Here is a 21,030-nt window from a genome sequence, read left to right as displayed (position 1 = left end):
GCCCGGATCCGCGTGCGCATCCGGGACTGCACGTGATCGCCTTGCTAGAGGCGGTCAAGGGGACGCTTGCGCTGCTGGCGGCGACGGGCCTGGAAATTCTGGGCCCGCTCCCGCTGCAAAACGCGGTCAGCACCCTGATCCGCCGTTTCAATCTGGATCCCGACCACGGCGCACTGCCGTCGTTGCTCAAGACCATCAGCCCCGATGCGGTGCATCTGGCTGCCGCCGCGATGCTGGCTTACGGCCTGCTGCATATCGTGGAAGCCTGGGGCCTGTGGCGTGCCAAGGCATGGGCTTCGGTACTGGGCTGCCTGTCAGCGGCCATTTATTTACCCTTCGATATCTACGCCATCGTCCGCCATCCTGGCTGGACCGCCTGGGGCGTGCTGGCGATCAATCTGATCGTGGTCGGGGTGCTTGCGCGCGATCTGTTCCGACGTCGCTGAGCAAGCCCTGCCCGTCTGCGGGCACTTCATCCGTTGTCGCCCGGACACAGCGCCGTCAGCCTGCGAAACTTCCCGGGGAAGACCGTCAATGCGACCCACCAACTTTAGAGTGGCGATGAACTCAATCCGCAAACTGAAGCGGATGCACGTCGCGCTGGTCGCGTGCGCGAGCCGTTGCACGGCATCCTGGGTGCTGCTCAAGGACAACATCGATGCCGTGCCAATGGTCGATAGTCCGGCCGCTGGCTCTGGCCGCGTTTCGCTCCAGCCGTGACGCATTCCTGGTGCCGCGCCTGCGCAGCGCCGGCGCGGTGATCCTGGGCAAGACGCAAGCCTGAGCGAATCAGCCAACTTCCACTCCACGCAGTCCAGCTCCGGCTGGAGCGAGCCGCGTCTTATCCAACTGACCTACGCCTACGAACAACACAGCCGTACCAGTGCTTAGCCCGTCGTCGCAGGCTCGCCGTCTTCGGCCCCGGGCGAGCGCACGCTCTCCTGGGCGATCGGCTCGGCGATGCGCGACGGTGGTTTTTCCTGCGCGGCGATTTCGGCGCGGATCCGCGGCAGCGCGTAGGCATGCTCGCGGGTCAGGAAGTCGATCATGCGCTCACGCACCAGGCAACGCAGATCGAACGCATCGCCGGAATTGCGTGCACTCACCAGCAAGCGCACCTGGATGGTGTTCTCGCTGGTATCGGTGATCTGGGTTACGCACACGCGTCCATCCCATAGCGGTTCGCTCTGGCAGATGCGTTCCAGTTCCACGCGTACTGCCGCGATCGGCGTGCGGTAATCCAGCCACAGAAATGCGGTGCCGAGCAGATCGGCGCTACTGCGCGTCCAATTCTGGAACGGATGCTCGATAAACCAGGTCAGCGGCACTACCATGCGCCGCTCGTCCCAGATCCGCACCACCACATACGCGCTGCCGATCTCTTCGATACGGCCCCACTCGCCCTCCACGATCACCACATCGTCCAGCCGGATCGGCTGGGTCAATGCGATCTGCAGACCAGCAATCAGATTGCCGAACACCGGCTTGGCCGCGATACCGGCCACCAGCCCGATGATGCCGGCCGAGGCAAGCAACGTCTTGCCGATCTGGCGTACCTGTTCAAAACCCAGCAACACGACCGAGATGCCGAGCAGGATCACCGCGCCCATCACTACGCGGCTCAACACCCGCGCCTGGGTCTGGATACGTCGTGCGGTGAGGTTATCGGAGACTTCGATCGGATTGCTGCGCAGGATCGCCGCCTCCCCCGCCGCCACCGCTCGTACCAATAACCAGGTAATGCAGCCGACGATTCCCACATGCAGCAGGCTCTGCAGTGCCACGAGCCCCTTGCCCTCCAGGGGCGTTGCTTCGGTCGCAATACGCAAAAACAACAACGGCAGAATGACTGCCGCCGGCAGCGTAATCACGCGAATGATGCGCGCACGGCGGTAGTCGCGACCCTGCATGCGGCGAAACAGCCACAGCATCAGCGACCAGATCACCATCCCCGCCAGCAACGCGGCACCGAGCGGGATTGCGTATTCGCCGATGACGTTCCAATTGGCAGTCAAACCGTTCCTCCTGTGGAGGGGAAATAGGGATGGCTGCCAGAGCATGCCGCAAGCGCGATGAGCATCACGTCATACGCACATGCCGATCACGCACCCAGCGGCTGCGAGGGCACCTGTTGTTGCTTGCGCACGATCGCCATCGCGATCTCCAGCGACTGCTCATAGTTCAGACGCGGATCCACGCTGGAACGATACGCACGCTCCAGATCGCGCTCGGTCAATTCGCGCGCACCACCTGTGCACTCGGTGACGTCTTCGCCGGTCAGTTCCAGGTGCACACCGCCCAGCCGCGTGCCGGCCGCTGCATGCAGATCGAACGACAGCTCGACTTCGCTGCGGATATTATCGAAACGCCGCGTTTTATAGCCATTTCCGGTGCTTTCGGTATTGCCGTGCATCGCGTCGCACACCCACAGCAGCCGGCGCCCGTCGCGCTTGACCGCATCCAGCAACGGCGGCAGTTTCTCGGCGATCTGCGCCGCGCCCATGCGATGGATGAAGCTCAAGCGCCCAGGTTCGTTTTCCGGATTAAGCACATCGATCAGACGCAGCAACTGATCCGGCTGCACCGACGGCCCCACCTTGATCGCGATCGGGTTACGCACGCCGCGCAGATATTCCACATGCGCACCATCCAGCGCGGCAGTGCGCATGCCAATCCACGGGTAATGCGTACTGAGATTGAACCAGCCCCACTGACGAGGTACCTGACGGGTCAGGCCTTCCTCGTAGGGCAGCAACAGCGCTTCATGCGAGGTGTAGAAGTCGATGCGATTGAGGTTGTACACCTGCGCTCCGGACAAGGTTTCCATGAAGCGCACCGCATCGCCGATCGACGAGACCATCTTCTGGTAGTCCGCCGCCAGCGGCGAATAGCCCACCCAATCCAAATTCCAGTATTCGGGGTGATGCAGGTCGGCGAAGCCGCCGTCGATCAACGCGCGCACGAAGTTCATCGTCATGGCCGAGCGCGAATGCGCGGTGATCATGCGGCGCGGGTCGGGCACGCGCGCAGCTTGGGTGAACGCCGGCGCATTGATCACATCCCCGCGGTAACTCGGCAAGGTCACCCCATCGCGGGTTTCGGTGTCGGCCGACCGCGGCTTGGCGTACTGCCCAGCGAAGCGACCCACGCGTACCACCGGCAAGTGCAAGCCGTGCACCAGCACCAGACTCATTTGCAGCAGCACCTTCAAGCGATTGGAGATCGTGCCCGATTCGCAATCGCTGAAATTCTCGGCGCAATCGCCGCCCTGCAACAGGAAGCGCTTACCCTCTTGCGCCTCCGCCAGTTGGCGCTTGAGCGCGAATATTTCCCACGAGGTCACCAGCGGCGGCAGCTGCCCCAACTCGTCCATCGCGGCCTGCAGCGCAGGCTGATCCGGGTAGACCGGCAGCTGCAGCGCGGGTTTGCCACGCCAGCTGTCCGGGGCCCACGACGAAGCAGTGGAGTCGGAAACGCGAGATGGGGCGGAAAGATTCATGACAAAGCTCCTGAGCAGCCCGCGATGGTGGCAGAGCCGGATCGCCACGCAAAGCACCCTGCACATCGGATCGCCCAGGCGCAGTTGCATGGTTCAGCCGCCAAGGCCGGACACTCCATCGATAAACGTGACTGAACGGCGAGCAAAGCCGTTCAGGCAAGCATGACTTTCGACCTGCGCTCGCCAGACGCCCCCCCGAGTTTGAGTAGCGCCCCAGTTTGGAATCCATTCCCTACCCCAAGGAGATTGGACGTGAAGAAGCGTTTTTCCGAAGAACAGATCATCGGCTTCCTGCGCGAAGCCGAAGCCGGCGTAGCAATCAAGGATCTATGCCGGCGGCATGGCTTCAGTGAAGCCTGGTACTACCAGTGGCGTAGCTAGTTCGGCGGGATGAGCATGCACGAGACCAAGCGGCTCAAGGACCTGGAGGCCGAGAACGCCCGGCTGAAACTGCTGCATGCACGCACCAATGATTGAGCGATGGCGATGCGCGTACAACTGAGGAACGACCCAAGAAAGCAATTGGCGGCATGACACCGTCCGCTTATGCCCAACATCTGGCCAAGATCGATGTCATCAATCCTGGACTCTAAGAGTGGCTAACAAAACGTAGCGAGCAGTCGCCAGGTGGGTGCTCACGGCGCGGAGGAACCGGAGTGTACGCGTGGTACATGCCAATTCCGCGCAATGGCCGCGCCCGCCTGGCGGCTGTGCGGTCGTTCTGTTAGCCGCTCTAAATCCAAGTCCTATCCAGGGCGGGGAGAGGTCGGCACGCAGCCAGACAGACACACGCATCACTGGTTTCCGGTAAGCGCGCGGGCGCGCCAGGCGGCCTGGAAGACTGCGGTGGCCGAGGCCACGTTGAGGCTTTCGACCTTGCCGCTGCCGCGGATCGACAACTGCAGGTCGCAATCGCGTGCGAACTGGCGGTCCATGCCTTCGCTCTCTGCGCCCATCACATACACCAGCCGCTGCGGCAACGCTGCTGCGAACACATCCTGACCGCCGTCGACCAGCGTCGCCGCCACCGCGAAGCCGGCCCGACGCAACTGCGCCATCGCCTGCGCAATCTCGGGGAGCTGCACCAGCGGCACCGCTTCGGCACCACCTTCGGCCACACGTGCCGCTGCGCCGGACAACCCCAGCGTGGAGCCGGCAGGCAGCAACAAACCGGCCACGTCGAAATGCGCGGACGAACGCAGGATCGCGCCGAAGTTATGCGGATTGCCCACGCCATCCAGCCACAGCGCCAGCGCCGGGCCCTGCGCCAATGCTGCCAGCCAATCGTGCAACGGTTGCGGTGACACGCGCAGCACCTCTGCCACCACACCCTCGTGGTGCGTACTGGCGGCAAGCTTGCTCAGATCAGCATCTTCCACCACGCGGTAGCCGATACGTTGCGCGACGCACCAGGCCAGCAGCGCCTTGCACTGCGGGATGCGCGCCTCGCTCAGATAAATTTTGCGCAAGGCTTCCGGACGCGCCTTGAACACGGCTTGCACCGCATTGATGCCGTACAACCGTACTTCGCACGCGTTGCCGCCTACCCGTGCCGGTGCGGATAGCGCGTGCTGCGCAGGTACGCGTGCCGCAGGTACGCGCGGCGCGGCGCGGCCCCAGGGGTTGTGCGAAGCGCCAGAACCGCGGCCATCGCGCGGCGGTCGCCCACCTCGTCCGTCATGCTGTGTCATCGCCGTATCCAAAAGTTCGTGTTTCTTGCAGTGCCGGGAAGGACGTTTTCGTTCCTTCCCGCCATTACTGTGTTGGTCGTCCTGCCAACGCCGACAGAGCCGGTGGTGCGGGAACAGTGACGAAAATGGTTAAGAGCGGCTAACAAAACGTAGCGAGCAGTCGTCAGGTGGATGCTCACGGCGCACAGGAACCGCAGTGTACGCGTGGTACATGCCGATTCCGAGCACCGGCCGCGCCCGCCTGGCGGTGAGCGCAGTGGTTTTGTCAGCCGCTCTTATGCGTGTCCACCTACCGACGATGTCTTCGCTTCAAGGGTTTCCAACTCGCGTGCCACCGCTTCGGGCGATTTGGTATACGGCGCGATCAGGCTGTAGAACGCCGGCACCACGTACAGCGACAGCAGCGTGGACAACGACACGCCGAAGATCACCACCACACCGATGGTGGCGCGGCTGGCCGAGCCGGGCCCGCCGGCCACCACCAACGGAATCGCACCGACCACGGTGGCGATCGAGGTCATCAGGATCGGGCGCAAACGCACCGATGCCGACTCCACGATCGCCTCATGCACGCTACGGCCCTGGTCGCGCAACTGGTTGGCGAACTCCACGATCAGGATGCCGTTCTTGGCGGAAAGGCCCACCAACATCACGATGCCGATCTGACTGAACAAGTTGAGCGTGCCGCCGGTAACCCATAAACCGACCAGCGCACCCAGCACCGCCAACGGCACAGTGAGCATGATCACCAGCGGATGCGCGAAGCTTTCGAACTGCGCGGCCAACACCAGATACACCACCAGCAAGGCGATGCCGAAGGTCAGCAACACCGCACTGCCGGATTGCTGGAATTCGCGCGATTCGCCCTTCCAATCCACCTGCGCATACTCGGGCAATTCTTCCTGCGCGGTCTGTTGCGCCCAGGCGATCGCCTCGCCGAGCGGATAGCCCGGTGCCAGACCGGCGCTGATGGTGATCGCACGCAGGCGATTGAAGCGGTTCAAGGTGCCGGCTTCGGCCACTTCGCTCAACGTGACCAGATTGGAGAGCGGAATCAGCTCGCCACGTGTGGAGCGCACGCGAATCGCGGTGAGGTCTTCCGGCGACATCCGGCCTTGGCGATCGGCTTGCAGCATCACGTCGTATTCCTCGCCGTTATCGACGAAGGTGGTGACACGACGCGAGCCCATCAAGGCTTCCAGCGCCCCACCGATCGCGGCCACCGGCACGCCCAGATCGGCCGCACGCAGGCGGTCGATATTGACGCGCATCTGCGGCCGGGTTTCCTTGTAATCCGAGTCCGGGCCGACCAGGCCGGGATTAGTTTCCATGCGCTGCAGAATGCGGTCGCGCCATTGCGCGATCTCGGCATAATCCGGCCCGCCAAGTACCCATTGGAATGGCTGCCCGCGGCTGCGCACCAGCCCGCCGCTCACCTGCGTGCGTGCGCGTACACCGCTAAGCACAGTGAGCTTTTGCTGCAGCTCATCGGCCACTTCGGTAGTCGGGCGGCTGCGCTTTTCCCAGTCCTGCAAGAACACGTTGACGCGTCCTGTGTGCATTTCCTCGCTGCTGCCAAAGCCGCCGGGCACGCGCGGATTGGCGCGTGCGATGGGTTTGTCCGGGCCGACGTAGGGACTCAGGATGGCTTCGACCTGATGCATCTGCTTCACGGTGTAATCGAAGCCGGCGCCTTCCGGGCCGTCGATCATGATCTGGAAATTGCCGCGATCTTCCGCAGGCGCCAGCTCGGAAGGAATGCGGCTGATCAGCAACGCACTGGCACCGAGCGCCAACAGCATCAGCAGCGCGAAGATCCAGGTGCGATGTACATGCCGTTTGAGCGAACGCCCGTACGCACCGGACACCGCCTGCATGCGTCCATCGAACCAGCGATGGAAGCGATTCGGTTTGGCCTGCCCGTGCGAGCGCAACAGCTTTGACGACATCATCGGCGTAAGCGTCAGCGCCACGAATGCAGAGATCGCTACCGCTGCGGCCAACGCCACTGCCAACTCGCGGAACAAGCGGCCGGTAGTACCATCCAGAAAGCCGACCGGCAAGAACACCGCCACCAGCACTGCGGTGGTTGCGATGACTGCAAACGCGACCTGGCCGGTACCGCGCTTGGCGGCCACCAGCGGCGGTTCGCCCAGATCGATGCGGCGCTGGATGTTTTCCACCACCACGATGGCATCGTCCACCACCAGGCCGATACACAGCACCAGCGCCAACAAAGTGAGCAAGTTGATCGAAAAATCGAATGCGTACAGCGCGATGAAGGCGGCGATCAGACACACCGGCACCGTCACCGCCGGAATCAACGCGGCGCGTGCGCTGCCCAGAAACACCCAGATCACCACCAGCACCAGCACCACCGCTTCGACCAGCGTGTGATACACGCGCTCCACTGCCGCATCGATAAAGGTCGTCGTGTCGAAGGCAACGAAAATGTTGGTGCCCTGCGGCAGCGACTTCTGCACTTCTACGGCCTGCGCGCGCGCTTCGCGTGCCACATCCAGGGCATTGGCGGTGGAGTTGCGTACGATGCCCAAACCCACATTGGGCACGCCGTTGCTCTGGAAATACGCACGCCGCTCGGCCGAGGTCAGCTCGACCTTGGCCACATCGCCCAGCCGCACCACATAGCCGCCCTGGCCCTTGCTCAAAGGCAGTTTGGCGAAGTCTTCGGGTTTGAGATAACTGCGCTCCACGCGCAAGGTGAAATCGCGCTGCGCCGATTCGATGCTGCCGGCCGGCAGCTCCACATTCTCGTTCTGCAGTGCGGTTTCCACATCGGCTACGGTAAGCGCGCGTGCGGCAAGTTGATCGCGATCCAGCCAGATGCGCATCGCATAGCGCTGACGTCCGCCGATACGCACCTGCGCCACGCCGTCCAGACTGGAGAAGCGATCGACCACATAGCGTTCGGCGTAATCGGACAGCTGCAGCGTGTCCATCTTGCTGGAGCTCATGTTGAGCCACAGGATGGGGTCGGCATCGGCCTCGACCTTGGAGATTTCCGGCGGGCGCGCCTGATCGGGCATGCGGTCGGACACCCGACTGACCGCATCGCGCACATCGTTGGTGGCCGCTTCCACATCGCGCGATTGCACGAACTCGATGCTGATCTCCGACGAGCCATTGCGGCTGCGTGCTTCGATGGTCTCGATGCCTTCGATGCCGGCCAACGCGTCTTCCAGCACCTGGGTGATGCGGCTTTCCACCACTGCTGCGGAGGCGCCGGCGTATTCCACCTGCACCGAGACGATGGGCGGGTCGATCGCCGGCAACTCGCGCAGCGTGAGCCGGGTGAACGACATCACACCCAGCACGATCAGCAACAGGCTCATCACCACCGCCATCACCGGGCGGGTAATGGACAGATTGGAGAGTGTCATCGCGCTGCCTGCGGGCGGGCCGCAGCGGGCGCGGCCCGATCGACCACTTTCACGCCAGGCCGCAGCTTGCCGGTGCCATCCACCACGATGCGCTCACCGGCGCTGAGGCCTTGAAGAATTTCCACCTTGCCAGCGCGCCGCTCGCCCAGCCGCACATCGACACGCTCCACGCTGCTGTCGGGCTTGACCCGGAATACGTAGGACTCGCGCCCCACCTGCACCACCGCAATCTCCGGGATCACCACTGCATGACGCGCTGGTTGAAACAGCCTGACGTCGAGCAACATGCCCGGGCGCAGCCGGCGATCGCCGTTGGGGAAATCCGCGCGCACGGTCACCGAGCGCGTGGTCTGTTCGATACGCGAATCGATCGCCGCCACCTTGCCGTCGAACTGCGCACCCGGATACGCCGCCGCACTGCCGCTGACTGCGTTGCCGAGCTGCACCAGACCCAACTGCGATTCCGGCACCTGGAAGTCCACATACATGCGCTCCACATCGTCCAGCGTGGCGATCACGGTGCTCGAAGTGATCAATGAGCCCGGGCTGATCTGACGGATGCCGAGCACGCCGGAGAACGGCGCGCGCACTTCGCGGTCGGTGATCTGCGCGCGCATCTGTTGCACGCGCGCTTGGGCTGCATCGCGCAGCGCGCGTTGCGTATCCACGGTGGATTTGGCCACCAACTGCAGACCGACCAGACTCAACTGGCGGCGATACAATTGATCGGTTTCTTCGAACGTAGCTTGCGCGGCCGTCAATGCAGCCTGCTGCGAGTTTCCGCGCAGACGCAGCAGCAATTGCCCGGCCTCGACCTCATCGCCGCTGTCGAAATAGACCTGCTCGGCCACATCGCTCACGGCAGCGGTCAGCGCCACCGATTCGCGCGCACGCACGGTGGCGATGGACTGCACGGTCGAGTTCCAGGGTTGGGCGGTCACCGCCTGCACAGAGACCGGGATGGGTTTGGCCGCGGTCGGCGCGCTGGCCTGACGGCTACAGCAGGCCAGCACAACGGTCAACAAGAGCGCGGCACCGAAGCGCGCGCTGGGTCGAACAAGCATCGGAACATCCTGGCGGGGTATGTCGAAAGTTTAACGACCTGGCCGCCATGGAGTTGACAGAAAGGGTGCGCTTTGCACCATGACCAAAGACCCTTGCTGTCGTCGGCGCGATGCGCTGGTCGGCACGGCTATCGACACGGCTGCGCAGCCGCCAAACGGGCGCGACCGGCACTCAGACACTGCTTGGAGCGATGCATGCGCTGCAGTTCCACGCGCTGCCACCCCACCGGATGACCGCGCGCTCCGTCCTGTCGGCCACTTTCAGCGTTCCAGCGCAAGAAATTCGAGCACGTAGCGCGCCAGCGTTTCTACATCCTCGCCATCGGCGTGAAGATGGATCTCCGGTGCCTCCGGCGGCTCATACGGCGAATCGATGCCGGTAAAGTTGGGAATCTGCCCAGCCCGCGCCTTGCGGTACAGCCCCTTTACGTCGCGCGCTTCAGCGATCGCAAGCGGCACATCGACGAACACTTCAACGAACTCATCTTGATCGAAGCGCTCACGCGCCAGTTGTCGCTCGGCCCGGAACGGCGAGATGAAACTCACCAGCACGATCAGGCCTGCATCGGCCATCAAGCGTGCCACCTCGGCCACGCGGCGGATATTTTCGACACGATCTTCGTCTGTAAAGCCCAGATCGCGGTTAAGCCCGTGGCGCAGGTTGTCGCCGTCCAGGATGAAGGTGTGATACCCCAACGCATGCAGGCGTTTGTCGACCAAGTTAGCGACAGTGGATTTACCCGCGCCCGACAAGCCGGTGAACCACAACACGCGCGGCGCCTGCCCCTTGATGCGCGCACGTGCGCTGCGGTCCACATCCAAATGCTGCCAACGCACATTGCCGGCGCGGCGCAATGCGAATTCCAACGTGCCGGCTGCGACAGTGGCGTTGCTCTGCCGGTCGATCAGGATGAAACCGCCCAGCACACGATTGCGCGCATACGGCGAAAATGCGATCGGCTCGTCCAGCGCGAGATTGCAGTAGCCCACTTCGTTGAGCTCCAGGCGCTTGGCCGCCAGACATTCCTGCGTATTCACATCGACCTTGTGCTTGATCTCGCTGATGCTCGCGGTGATCGTGCGTGTGCCGATCTTGAGCCAATAAGGCCGCCCCGGCAGCAGCGCGGCATCGTCCATCCAAAGCAGATGCGCGGCAAACTGGTCGGCCACTTCCGGCGGGTCGTCGACCGCGGCGATGATGTCGCCGCGGCTGATGTCGATCTCTTCGCGCAAGGTCAGCGTCACCGCCTGACCGGCGCGTGCGCTGCTCACTTCGCCATTGACATCCAGCACTGCGGCCACGTGCGCGCGACGCCCCGACGGCACCACGACCACTGCATCGCCGGGGCGCACCCGACCGGCGGCAATGGTTCCGGCATAACCGCGGAAATGCTGGTTTGGGCGATTGACCCACTGCACCGGCAAGCGCAACCCACTGCCGGCCTCGGGCAGCTCCAGTTGCACGGTTTCAAGATGCTGCAGCAAATGCGGGCCGCTGTACCACGGCATCCGTGTCGAGGCACTGGACAGATTTTCGCCATTCAACGCCGACAGCGGAATGTACCGCACATCGGCAATGCCCAACTGCGCGGCCAACGCACGATAGTCCTCGGCGATGTCGGCGAACACCTGCGCGTTGTAACCCACCAGATCCATCTTGTTGACCGCCAGCACCACATGGCCAATACCCAGTAACGACACGATGTAACTGTGCCGACGCGTCTGCGTCAACACGCCTTTGCGCGCATCCACAAGCACCACCGCGACATCGGCAGTGGATGCACCTGTGGCCATATTGCGCGTGTATTGCTCATGGCCGGGGCAATCGGCAACGATGAACTTGCGCTGGTCGGTATCGAAATAGCGATACGCTACATCGATAGTGATGCCCTGCTCCCGCTCGGCGGCCAGCCCATCCATCAGCAGCGCATAGTCGATGCCCTCGCCCTGCGTGCCATGCCGCCGGCTATCGCCTTCCAGCGCAGCGAGTTGATCGTCGAACAAGCGCTTGCTGTCGTACAACAACCGCCCGATCAGCGTGCTCTTGCCATCGTCCACACTGCCGCAGGTGATCAAGCGCAGCAGTGGTTTGGATTCGTGTTGATGCAAATAGGCGCCGATGGCGCCGGGCTTGGGGAGTGCGGAGTCGGGGGTCGCAAAGGCGGCCCCTTCCCTCGTTCCGTCTGCGGCCAACCGCTGTTGCCAATCCCCAATGCCGATTCCCCAATCCCTGACCATCAGAAATACCCCTCACGCTTTTTCTGTTCCATCGATGCCCCTGGCGCATGATCGATCATGCGGCCCTGGCGCTCGGAGCTGGTACTGACCAGCATTTCGGCGATGACCGCTTCCAGCGTGTCGGCGGTAGATTCGATCGCGCCGGTCAGCGGATAGCAGCCCAATGTGCGGAAGCGTACCGAGCGCAGCTGCGGGGTCTCGCCCGCGTGCAGGGGCAAGCGATCGTCATCGACCATGATCAATGCGCCGTCGCGCTCCACCACAGGGCGCGGTGCGGCGAAATACAGCGGCACTACCGGAATCGCCTCGCGGTAGATGTACAGCCAGATATCCAGCTCGGTCCAGTTGGACAACGGAAACACACGCACGCTTTCGCCGGGCTTGGTGCGCGCGTTGTAGAGATTCCACAGCTCCGGGCGCTGGTTTTTCGGGTCCCAGCGATGGCGCGCATTGCGGAACGAGAACACCCGCTCCTTGGCGCGCGATTTTTCTTCGTCGCGGCGCGCCCCACCAATGGCCGCATCGAACTTGCCCCGCTCCAGCGCCTGTTTCAGGCCCTGCGTCTTCATGATGTCGGTATGCACCGCAGCGCCATGGCTGATCGGGCCGATGTCCTGTGCGACGCCGTTGGGGTTGATGTGCACGCGCAAGTCTACGCCGGTCTCGGCTGCGCGGCGGTCGCGGAAGGCGATCATCTCGCGAAACTTCCAGCGCGTGTCCACGTGCAACAGCGGAATTGGTGGGGGCGATGGCGCAAATGCCTTGAGCAGCAGATGCAATAGCACCGAGCTGTCCTTGCCCACCGAGTACAGCATCAGCGGGGCCCGGAACTCGGCAGCGACTTCGCGCAGGATGTGGATGCTTTCGGCTTCGAGCCGATCGAGGTGCGACAGGGGCAGGGTCATCGGAATGTCGTGGGCATCGGTGGGCGGACCAACCGATGGTAGGGGCAGGGCCCTGCAGTGTGTGGCGGGCGCAGGCAGGACCGAAATAAGCTGCCGGCATAACGCGATAACGGCTCATCCTTTCTGGTCGCCGCAACGCTTCCATAACATCGGTCATCTAAATCAGAACCAACGGATACGAATGACCGCCGCCAGTTCCGCGCTACCGCCCAGCCCCTTGCCCGACGAGCGCAAGGGGCTGCTGGACCGGTTGGTCGACGGCCTGGATGGGGCATCGTTGTGGTGGCTGTCCGGCTACACCGCCGGGCTGGCACAAGGCCACCCGCCGCGCTCGCTGGCCGTGCTGCCGGGGGGCCAGCCGCATGCTGTCGCTCAGGAGAGCCAACGTCTGACGGTGGTGTACGGCAGCCAGACCGGCAATGCGCGCCGCGAAGCAGAGCACCTCGCCGCCGAGGCCGACGCTGCGGGCTTGAGCGTGCGCCTGCTGCGCGCCGACAGCTACCCCACCCGCGAGCTGGCCAGCGAGCGTTTGCTGTATGTGGTGATCAGCACCCAGGGCGAAGGCGACCCGCCGGACGATGCGATCGGCCTGGTCGAATTTCTGGCCAGCCGGCGCGCGCCCAAGCTGCCTGACCTCAAATACGCGGTGCTGGGACTGGGCGATTCCAGTTACGCTGATTTCTGCGGCATCGCGCGGCGCATCGACGAACGCCTGGCCGAACTCGGCGGCAGCCGCGTGCAGCCGCGTGGCGAAGCCGATCTGGACATCGACAGCGTCGCCGCGCCATGGCGCACGCAGGCGCTGAAGCATGCACGCGAGCAGTTCAAGAGCGGCCCGCATTCGGCGACAATCACCCCGCTGCGCAGCAGCCCGGTCGCGCCGGTGTGGTCGCACCAACATCCTTTCGCGGCCGAGTTGCTGGCCAATCAGATCGTCAGCGGACGCGACTTCAAAGGCCCGGGCTTTCGCGTCTATGGCCTGCCCGGCAAGCGCGTGCGGCATCTGGAATTTTCGCTGGAAGGCAGCGGCCTGAACTACGCGCCCGGCGATGCGTTGGGCATCCGTCATCGCAATCCGCCTGCCTTGGTGGATGCGTTGCTGCAAACACTGCAGCTGGACGGTCATGCCGCGGTCACCGTTGGCGAAGAGACTCTGGCGTTGAACGAGTGGCTTGCCACCCGGCGCGAGCTGACCAGGCTTTCGCGACCGTTTCTGAGTGCCCATGCCGAGCGAGCGCGCGCAAACGACCTGCAAGCGCTGCTCACCCCGACCCAGACTGCCGGCCTGGCGTCGTTGCTCTGCGATCACCAAGTGATCGATGTGCTGCGACGCTGGCCGGCGGATTGGGACCACGGCAGCCTGCTGGCCGCCCTGCGTCCGCTCACCCCACGCCTGTACTCGATCGCCTCCAGTCGCAAACGTGTGGGCGATGAGGCGCATCTGGTCGTGGACGAAGTCACCTACCAGGCGCATGGTCATGCGCACCTGGGCTCGGCAAGCGGCTTTCTCGCCGCGCTTGCCGAGGGCGATACCGCCCCGGTCTACATCGAACCCAACGAACGCTTCCGCGTACCGGCCGACCCCGACCGCGACATTCTGATGATCGGCCCGGGCACCGGCGTGGCACCGTTTCGCGGCTTTGTGCAGGAACGCGCCGAAACCGGCGCCAGGGGCCGCAACTGGCTGTTCTTCGGCGCCCCGCATTTCAATACCGATTTCCTCTATCAGGCCGAGTGGCAGCAAGCCCTGCAGCGCGGTGAACTGCATGCACTGGAAGTGGCGTTCTCACGCGACCAGGCCGAAAAGATCTACGTCCAACACCGCCTGCGCGCCCGCGGCGCCGAGGTCTACGCCTGGCTGCAAGGCGGCGCGCATGTTTATGTCTGCGGTGCCACCCGCATGGGCAAGGACGTGCACGCTGCCCTGCTGGACATCGTCGCCACCCACGGCGCCCTGGAGATCGAGGCCGCCGCGGCATACCTCACCCGGTTGCAGGCGGAGGGGCGGTATGCGCGCGATGTGTATTAAACCGCGGGTTGAGAAGTCGGGATTGGGGATTGGCAACGGCGGGCTCCTGGGGTCGTGGTGTTGTCGTGTCGCTGCTCGTTGTTTCTTTTTGCCAATCCCAAATCACCAATGCCGAATCCCGTCATGAGCCATTCCGTCGAAGACATCAAATCCGAAAGTCGCCGTTTGCGCGGGTCGCTGGAACAAAGCCTGGCCGATGCGGTGACCGGTGCGTTGCGTGAGGACGATCAAACGCTGATCAAGTATCACGGCAGCTATCAGCAAGACGACCGCGATATTCGCGATGAGCGGCGTCGGCAAAAGCTCGAACCGGCGTATCAGTTCATGATCCGCACGCGCACGCCGGGCGGGGTGATTTCGCCCACGCAGTGGCTGGCGATGGATGGCATCGCCACGCGTTACGCCAATCATTCGCTGCGCATCACCACGCGCCAGGCATTTCAGTTCCATGGCGTGATCAAGCGCGAACTCAAGGCGACCATGCAGGCGATCAATGCGACCTTGATCGACACGCTTGCTGCATGCGGCGACGTCAATCGCAATGTGCAGGTGGCCGCCAATCCACTGGTGTCGCAGGCGCACGCCACGCTGTATGCCGATGCCGCGCGCGTGTCCGAGCATCTACTGCCCAATACGCGCGCGTACTACGAAATCTGGCTGGACGAAGAGCGCGTGTCCGGCTCGGGCAGCGAAGAAGAACCGATCTACGGCGATCGTTATCTTCCGCGTAAATTCAAGATCGGTTTCGCCGCGCCGCCGCTCAACGATGTGGACGTGTTCGCCAACGATCTGGGTTTCATTGCGATCCTGCGCAACGAGCAACTGCTCGGCTACAACATCAGCATCGGCGGTGGCATGGGTGCCAGCCACGGCGATGCAGAAACCTGGCCACGCGTGGCCAATGTGATCGGGTTTGTCACCCGCGATCAATTGCTCGACATCGCCACTGCAGTGGTCACCACCCAGCGCGACTTCGGCAACCGTGCGGTGCGCAAGCGTGCGCGCTTCAAGTACACCATCGACGATCATGGCCTGGATACCATCGTGACCGAGATCGAACGCCGTGCCGGGTTTGCGCTGCAGCCGGCAAAGCATTTCGCGTTCGAGCACAACGGCGACCGCTATGGCTGGGTCGAGGGCGACAACGGGCTGTGCCATCTGACCCTGTCGTTGCCGGCCGGACGCATCGCCGATACCGAGACCGCGGCGCATCTGAGCGGGCTGCGTGCGATCGCGCAGTTGAACCTCGGCGAGTTCCGCATGACGCCCAACCAAAATCTGGTGATTGCCGGTGTGCTGGCCAGCGAGCGCGCACGGGTCGATGCAGTGGTCGCGCAATACGCGCTGGATGCCGGCAATCACGCTGCCACTGCGCTGGCACGCGGCGCGATAGCCTGCGTGGCGCTTCCCACCTGCGGCCTGGCGATGGCCGAGGCAGAGCGCTATCTGCCCGATTTCAGCGCCGCCTTGCAGCCGCTGCTGCAGCAGCACGGACTGGCCGACACGCCGATCGTGCTGCGCCTGTCCGGCTGCCCCAACGGGTGCTCGCGGCCTTACCTGGCCGAGATCGCGCTGGTGGGCAAGGCACCCGGCCGCTACAACCTGATGCTAGGCGGCGATCGGCGCGGCCAGCGGTTGAACACGCTGTATCGCGACAACATCACCGAAGCCGAGATCCTGACCGCACTGGAGCCGCTGCTAGCCCGCTACGCCGCCGAACGCGATCAAGCAAACAACGAAGGCTTCGGCGATTTCCTGCATCGCAGCGGTCTGATCGCGCTGCCACCCTACCCCACGCACCGCTACCTCGACCTGGAATTGCTCGCATGACCGCGCTGCCTGTCACCTCGACCGCTCCCTCTTCCGCGCTGGACGACCTGGACGCGCTCAACGCACATCTGGACACCTTGCGTGCCGACCAACGCGTGGCCTGGGCATTGCAACATGGCCGGCAGGATGCAGCGTTGTCGTCCAGCTTCGGCGCGCAATCGGCGGTGACGCTGCACCTGCTCACCCAGCAGCGCCCGGACATTCCGGTGATCCTGATCGACACCGGTTATCTGTTCCCGGAAACCTACCGCTTTGCCGACGCCTTGACCGACAGGCTCAAGCTCAATCTCAAGGTGTACCGCCCACTGGTTAGCCGCGCCTGGATGGAAGCGCGCCACGGCCGCTTGTGGGAGCAAGGCATGGTCGGCATCGACCAGTACAACAACCTGCGCAAGGTAGAGCCGATGCGGCGCGCGTTGGACGAGCTCAACGTAGGTACCTGGTTTACCGGCCTGCGCCGCAGCCAGTCCGGCGGCCGCGCGCAGACACCGATCGTGCAGAAGCGCGGCGACCGCTACAAGATCAGCCCGATCGCCGATTGGACCGATCGCGATGTGTGGCAATACCTGCAAGCGCACGATCTGCCGTATCACCCGCTGTGGGAACAGGGCTACGTCTCGATCGGCGACTTTCACACCACGCGTCGCTGGGAACCTGGCATGCGCGAAGAGGACACGCGCTTTTTCGGGCTCAAGCGCGAGTGCGGCATCCACGAAGACATCTGATCAACCGCGCGGCGATCGGCCAATCCAATACCGATCCAGCAGCCACATCATCAACAACGACACACCGACCAGCGGAAAGATCAGCCCGCATATCACCAGCACCACCATCAGGCCGCGCAGCGTGCCAGGATCGGGCGGCATTGGCGGCACGCCCAGCCCGCCGACCGGGCGCCGCTTCCACCACATCACTGCAGCGCTGACGCACAACAGCACGATCGCCGCGCAAGCCAGCAACAGGATCACTTGATTGGCAGTGCCGTACTGCTGGCCCAGATGCACGTTGATGCCCCATTCCAGCGCGCGCCCTACCGGTCCGTAATGGCGGTAGGCCATGTCCAGCAGCACCGCACCGCTATATTGATCCAGATGAATCACGCGCTGACGTTGCAGATCGGCCGGATAGACAGAGGCGGTATACACGCCGGTAGGACCACGCGGCGGCGCCACGCTGTAGCCCGCAGCAATACCGCGCGCCTCGCAGCGTTCCATCGCCGCATCCAGCCCCATCGCCCCAAGTCCCGGCACAGCGACACTTCCGGCGCCACCGTGGGCCGTGTGTTCTGAGTGTGCAGCATGGAAGCTAGCCGCTCTCCCACCGGGACTTCGGTCGCCTTCATGGGGAAAGTGGTTGGGGCGAGTGTCGGTCGCACGCAACGCATCCGCCTGCAGCCCACCCTGCCCATCACGCAACCGAGCATCCAACGCAGCAACTCCGCGCCCAGGTACCACAGATTGCGGCACGCGCGCCTGTCGCAACGACCACGCAGGCTCACCACTGTCGACAAGCCGCTGTTGCGACATCGGTTGCTGCACGCGCAGGCCAGCGGGATATCCAAAATCATGGCCATTGGCCCAGCGATTGACCTGCGCACCCCACAGCCACGACCACGGCATACCGGTCAGCGCCAGGAACAGCAATATCGCACCAACGCCCGCGCCGGTCACCGCATGCAGATCGCGCCAGAACAACCGTTGCACCGGCTTGCCGCGCACACTGACCACCCCGCCGCCGCGTCGTCCGCGCGGCCACCACAGATACACCCCGGTAAGCACCAGCACGATGGCCCACCCCGCCGCCATCTCGATCAACCCGCGCGCAAACGGACCGAGCAATTCAAGACTGTGCAGCCGGCGAATCGTCCAAGCCAGCGTGCCATGCTCCGGCAGCGTGCCAAGCACCCGTGCGCGATACGGATCGACGTAGACCACATGCCGCGCGCCCTGCGCATCGACCAGCCCGATCTCGGCACTGGCGTCGGCATGCTTAGGCGTGGTGAAGCGGAACAATGTGCCGCCATAAGCACGCTGAGCGGCATCGACCAATCGCTGCGCGGAGACGCGAGTCTCGCCCACCGGCACCACTTTCAGTCCATGGTGCACAGTACGATCGATCGCCTCCTGGTACAAAAACGCAGCACCGGTCAGCGCCAGCCAGATGATGAAAGGCAGCACCAACAAGCCGGCATAGAAATGCCAGCGCCACACCGCACCATAAAAGCGCCAGCGGCTGTCCTGACGCGCCTCGGTCACGCTGCCTCGGGCAGTGATGGCGTGCATCAGAAACTCCAGTCCCACGACAGCGACAGCGCACGCCCATCACCCGGCGAATACCCGGAACTGCCGCTGTCGTACCAGGCGTACACATACGCACGATCGGTGATGTTACGCAGCTGCAGGCTGAGCGCATTGCGCGCATCCACGTTCCAGCGCGCGCCCAGATTGAGCAAGGCGTAACCACCGGTGCGGCCCAGCGTATTGCTGCGCTCCAGATAATAATCGCCTTGCGCATTGCCCCAGGCGCTAAGCTGTACGGCTGCACTGACCTGCCACTCCAGCCCAGCGGTCGCCAACCAATGCGGCACGTTTTCGATCTCTTTGCCACGCGTGGCCGGAGCACTCGGATCGGGCGTGGCGATGCTGGCTTTCTGGCGCGAATACGACATCCACATACGCCAGTGTTCGGCCGGCTGCAGGTTGAGCTGTGCATCCCAGCCACGCCGCAGCGTGCGCCCCACGTTGGCGACATCGCCGACACCGACCACGCCGTTCACTCCTAAAATGGTCGCGACCTCGCCAGAGGCACGTTGTTGCCAATACGCTAGGCGCCCGTCCATCACAGCCGACGGTGCGAACTTGAAACCGGCCTCCCAACCAGCGTTGATCGACGGGCCAAGAGATGCCGGCTGGCGCCGATACGCACCATCGCCGCTGCCGATCTGGAAGGTACGGCCCCAATTTGCGTAAACGCTGCTCTGCTCGGCGAATTGATAGCTGGCACTGAACTTGGGCTGCTTGATGGTGCCGTAATCGTAGGTAGGCGCGTAGATGCCGGCCAGCGCATCGTGCAGCTGGCCATCGACGCGGTCGATGCGATACCCCGGCACTAACTGCAAACCTGGAACAGGCGTCAGCACCGCCTGCACATACGCACCGCGCGTACGCAGGTCGTAGTTCCAATTGCGCAATTGCGCACCGCGCACGCGTGCGACGGTGCGGTAGCGCTGCGACCGATTGTCCTGCCACTGGGCATCCACGCCGGCTTGGAGATTGGTCGCCAGCGCGCCCCCGTCGGGCTGCCAGTTGCCGCGAAACAACAGCCCGCGGTGGGTTTCATCGGTATCGCGTTCCTGTTGCAGGCCGGCGGCAGAAAACCGTACCCAGCGCTGATTGCGATAGTCGTTCTGGTAGGCCTTGGCGCTCCATCGCGCATCCGCAGCAAGCTTACCCTCGGCGTGCAACGCAGTCTGCCGCACGCTGCGTTCGCTTCTATCGTCCTGCGCATACGTGGGCGAACTGCGCGGCGCTGTAAGCGCGGCGGCCGCATCCAGATAGCCGGCTTCCAGCGCATGGTTGTCGTAGTAGCGGGTGGTAAGCCCGGCACGGAAAGCACCGTCCGGGTCGGTGTAGAACCACTTGCCGGCCACGCTACGTTTGCGCGCATCGGCGTGCGCGCGATAGCCATCGCAATCGCGCCACGCCAACCCATAGTTCTGGCTCCAGGCGCCGTTTTCCAAGCCCTTGCCCAGTTGCACCTCACGTGCACCGAAGCTGCCGGCGGTCACGCTCAGCAGGCCATCGTTGCCACCGGTGCGGGTCAGCACATCCACGCTGCCGGCGATCGCGTTCGAACCGTAGCGCGCGTCGTTGGTGCCGCGGACGATTTCGATCGCACTGATGTCCTGCGGAAACACCGCATCCAGATACGGCATGCCGCCGGCATTGTCGTTGCTGGGGATGCCATCGATCAGAAGCTTCACCGCATTGATCCGCCCCTCGCCATTGAAGCCACGGAACGAGAACCGCCCAGCATCGGTCCCCATGCGGAACTGGGTGACCTGCACGCCCGGCGCACGCATCAGCAATTCCCAACTGTAGTCCACATGTTGATCGTGCAGCAGCTCGCCGCCGATCACATCCACCGAACTCAGCACCCGCGCCGTGCTCGGGCTGCGCTGACTTTGTTCGCTCACCTGCACCTTGCCCAGCGTCAATGCCGCGTCCTGTGCCTGCACATGGCATACAGGCGCCCACACCAGCGCCAATGACGGCGCGTACCACATCGTTTTCAACAACCGCAAACACATGTCCAACCCTTCGCCTTCGCCGTCGCAGTACGGCAACACAGCCGTGCGACGCCGCAACAGCGGC

At 63.8% G+C, this 21,030-nt stretch carries 13 protein-coding genes, 2 other RNA genes and 2 pseudogenes; 6 read left to right on the top strand and 11 right to left on the bottom strand.

The window, feature by feature from the left end:
* The first annotated feature begins 32 nt into the window (after positions 1-32).
* A complete protein-coding gene (locus J5I97_RS04585; protein WP_208591557.1) occupies positions 33-446 on the top strand; it encodes a DUF2127 domain-containing protein in 414 nt (137 codons plus the stop codon).
* 117 nt (positions 447-563) lie between these two features.
* Positions 564-831 (top strand): annotated as a pseudogene (locus tag J5I97_RS04580) (amidase family protein); the annotation flags it as partial.
* A 56-nt stretch (positions 832-887) separates the two neighbouring features.
* On the opposite strand, the gene J5I97_RS04575 reads toward J5I97_RS04580, so the two are convergent.
* The gene (locus J5I97_RS04575) at positions 888-2,015 is read right to left on the bottom strand and encodes a mechanosensitive ion channel family protein (RefSeq protein ID WP_208589428.1); all 1,128 of its coding nucleotides are present in this window, start codon (positions 2,013-2,015) and stop codon (positions 888-890) included.
* A gap of 86 nt (positions 2,016-2,101) precedes the next feature.
* A complete protein-coding gene (locus tag J5I97_RS04570) occupies positions 2,102-3,499 on the bottom strand; it encodes a class II 3-deoxy-7-phosphoheptulonate synthase (RefSeq protein ID WP_208589427.1) in 1,398 nt (465 codons plus the stop codon).
* A 252-nt stretch (positions 3,500-3,751) separates the two neighbouring features.
* On the opposite strand from J5I97_RS04570, the pseudogene J5I97_RS04565 reads away from it, so the two are divergent.
* Positions 3,752-3,961, top strand: a pseudogene (locus J5I97_RS04565) (transposase); the annotation flags it as partial.
* Between the two features lie 135 nt (positions 3,962-4,096).
* Here the strand turns inward: J5I97_RS04565 and J5I97_RS04560 are convergent.
* The 7 genes from J5I97_RS04560 to cysD form a co-directional block, all read right to left on the bottom strand.
* Positions 4,097-4,172: non-coding RNA, sX9 sRNA (locus J5I97_RS04560), on the bottom strand.
* Positions 4,173-4,293: 121 nt separating this feature from the next.
* Entirely contained in the window at positions 4,294-5,190 is an 897-nt protein-coding gene (locus J5I97_RS04555; protein WP_208589426.1) for a TrmH family RNA methyltransferase, read from the bottom strand.
* Positions 5,191-5,327: 137 nt separating this feature from the next.
* A non-coding RNA gene (locus J5I97_RS04550) (sX9 sRNA) lies at positions 5,328-5,403 on the bottom strand.
* Positions 5,404-5,465: 62 nt separating this feature from the next.
* Complete coding sequence (locus J5I97_RS04545) at positions 5,466-8,591, bottom strand: efflux RND transporter permease subunit (RefSeq protein WP_208589419.1); 3,126 nt, start codon at positions 8,589-8,591, stop codon at positions 5,466-5,468.
* Positions 8,588-9,655 carry an efflux RND transporter periplasmic adaptor subunit gene (locus tag J5I97_RS04540; RefSeq protein WP_208589417.1) on the bottom strand — a complete coding sequence of 356 codons (1,068 nt, stop codon included), beginning with the start codon at positions 9,653-9,655 and terminating at the stop codon, positions 8,588-8,590. The genes J5I97_RS04545 and J5I97_RS04540 overlap by 4 nt, the downstream gene beginning before the upstream one ends.
* Before the next feature lie 261 nt (positions 9,656-9,916).
* Positions 9,917-11,893 carry a sulfate adenylyltransferase subunit CysN gene (cysN, locus tag J5I97_RS04535; RefSeq protein WP_208589409.1) on the bottom strand — a complete coding sequence of 659 codons (1,977 nt, stop codon included), beginning with the start codon at positions 11,891-11,893 and terminating at the stop codon, positions 9,917-9,919.
* The gene (gene cysD, locus J5I97_RS04530; protein ID WP_208589401.1) at positions 11,893-12,798 is read right to left on the bottom strand and encodes a sulfate adenylyltransferase subunit CysD; all 906 of its coding nucleotides are present in this window, start codon (positions 12,796-12,798) and stop codon (positions 11,893-11,895) included. The genes cysN and cysD overlap by 1 nt, the downstream gene beginning before the upstream one ends.
* 181 nt (positions 12,799-12,979) lie before the next feature.
* Between cysD and J5I97_RS04525 the strand changes: the two genes are divergently transcribed.
* The 3 genes from J5I97_RS04525 to J5I97_RS04515 all read left to right on the top strand — a co-directional run bounded on the left by J5I97_RS04525 (position 12,980) and on the right by J5I97_RS04515 (position 17,382).
* Positions 12,980-14,827: an assimilatory sulfite reductase (NADPH) flavoprotein subunit gene (locus tag J5I97_RS04525; RefSeq protein WP_208589393.1), complete on the top strand. Its 1,848-nt coding sequence runs from the start codon at positions 12,980-12,982 to the stop codon at positions 14,825-14,827.
* Between the two features lie 123 nt (positions 14,828-14,950).
* The gene (gene cysI, locus J5I97_RS04520; protein WP_208589384.1) at positions 14,951-16,657 is read left to right on the top strand and encodes an assimilatory sulfite reductase (NADPH) hemoprotein subunit; all 1,707 of its coding nucleotides are present in this window, start codon (positions 14,951-14,953) and stop codon (positions 16,655-16,657) included.
* A complete protein-coding gene (locus tag J5I97_RS04515) occupies positions 16,654-17,382 on the top strand; it encodes a phosphoadenylyl-sulfate reductase (RefSeq protein ID WP_208589377.1) in 729 nt (242 codons plus the stop codon). Before cysI ends, J5I97_RS04515 begins: the two co-directional genes overlap by 4 nt.
* Here the strand turns inward: J5I97_RS04515 and J5I97_RS04510 are convergent, their stop codons facing one another.
* A complete protein-coding gene (locus tag J5I97_RS04510) occupies positions 17,383-18,939 on the bottom strand; it encodes a PepSY-associated TM helix domain-containing protein (protein ID WP_208589375.1) in 1,557 nt (518 codons plus the stop codon).
* Positions 18,939-20,942 (bottom strand): TonB-dependent receptor, encoded by a 2,004-nt coding sequence (locus tag J5I97_RS04505; RefSeq protein ID WP_208591556.1) that lies wholly within the window; start codon positions 20,940-20,942, stop codon positions 18,939-18,941. The genes J5I97_RS04510 and J5I97_RS04505 overlap by 1 nt, the downstream gene beginning before the upstream one ends.
* Between the last annotated feature and the right edge of the window lie 88 nt (positions 20,943-21,030).

Origin of the sequence: Xanthomonas fragariae (genome assembly GCF_017603965.1) — a bacterium.
GTDB classification, from domain to species: Bacteria; Pseudomonadota; Gammaproteobacteria; order Xanthomonadales; family Xanthomonadaceae; genus Xanthomonas; species Xanthomonas fragariae_A.
Note: the sequence above shows the minus strand (reverse complement) of the source record. Positions and strands in the feature narration are given on the sequence as shown.

What these genes read in the sequence shown, in the direction of transcription:
- J5I97_RS04570 (WP_208589427.1), bottom strand. Translation starts at nt 3,499, where the DNA reads ATGAATCTTTCCGCCCCATCTCGCGTTTCCGACTCCACTGCTTCGTCG.
- J5I97_RS04555 (WP_208589426.1), bottom strand. Translation starts at nt 5,190, where the DNA reads ATGACACAGCATGACGGACGAGGTGGGCGACCGCCGCGCGATGGCCGC.
- J5I97_RS04545 (WP_208589419.1), bottom strand. Translation starts at nt 8,591, where the DNA reads ATGACACTCTCCAATCTGTCCATTACCCGCCCGGTGATGGCGGTGGTG.
- J5I97_RS04540 (WP_208589417.1), bottom strand. Translation starts at nt 9,655, where the DNA reads ATGCTTGTTCGACCCAGCGCGCGCTTCGGTGCCGCGCTCTTGTTGACC.
- cysN (WP_208589409.1), bottom strand. Translation starts at nt 11,893, where the DNA reads ATGGTCAGGGATTGGGGAATCGGCATTGGGGATTGGCAACAGCGGTTG.
- cysD (WP_208589401.1), bottom strand. Translation starts at nt 12,798, where the DNA reads ATGACCCTGCCCCTGTCGCACCTCGATCGGCTCGAAGCCGAAAGCATC.
- J5I97_RS04525 (WP_208589393.1), top strand. Translation starts at nt 12,980, where the DNA reads ATGACCGCCGCCAGTTCCGCGCTACCGCCCAGCCCCTTGCCCGACGAG.
- cysI (WP_208589384.1), top strand. Translation starts at nt 14,951, where the DNA reads ATGAGCCATTCCGTCGAAGACATCAAATCCGAAAGTCGCCGTTTGCGC.
- J5I97_RS04515 (WP_208589377.1), top strand. Translation starts at nt 16,654, where the DNA reads ATGACCGCGCTGCCTGTCACCTCGACCGCTCCCTCTTCCGCGCTGGAC.
- J5I97_RS04510 (WP_208589375.1), bottom strand. Translation starts at nt 18,939, where the DNA reads ATGCACGCCATCACTGCCCGAGGCAGCGTGACCGAGGCGCGTCAGGAC.
- J5I97_RS04505 (WP_208591556.1), bottom strand. Translation starts at nt 20,942, where the DNA reads ATGTGGTACGCGCCGTCATTGGCGCTGGTGTGGGCGCCTGTATGCCAT.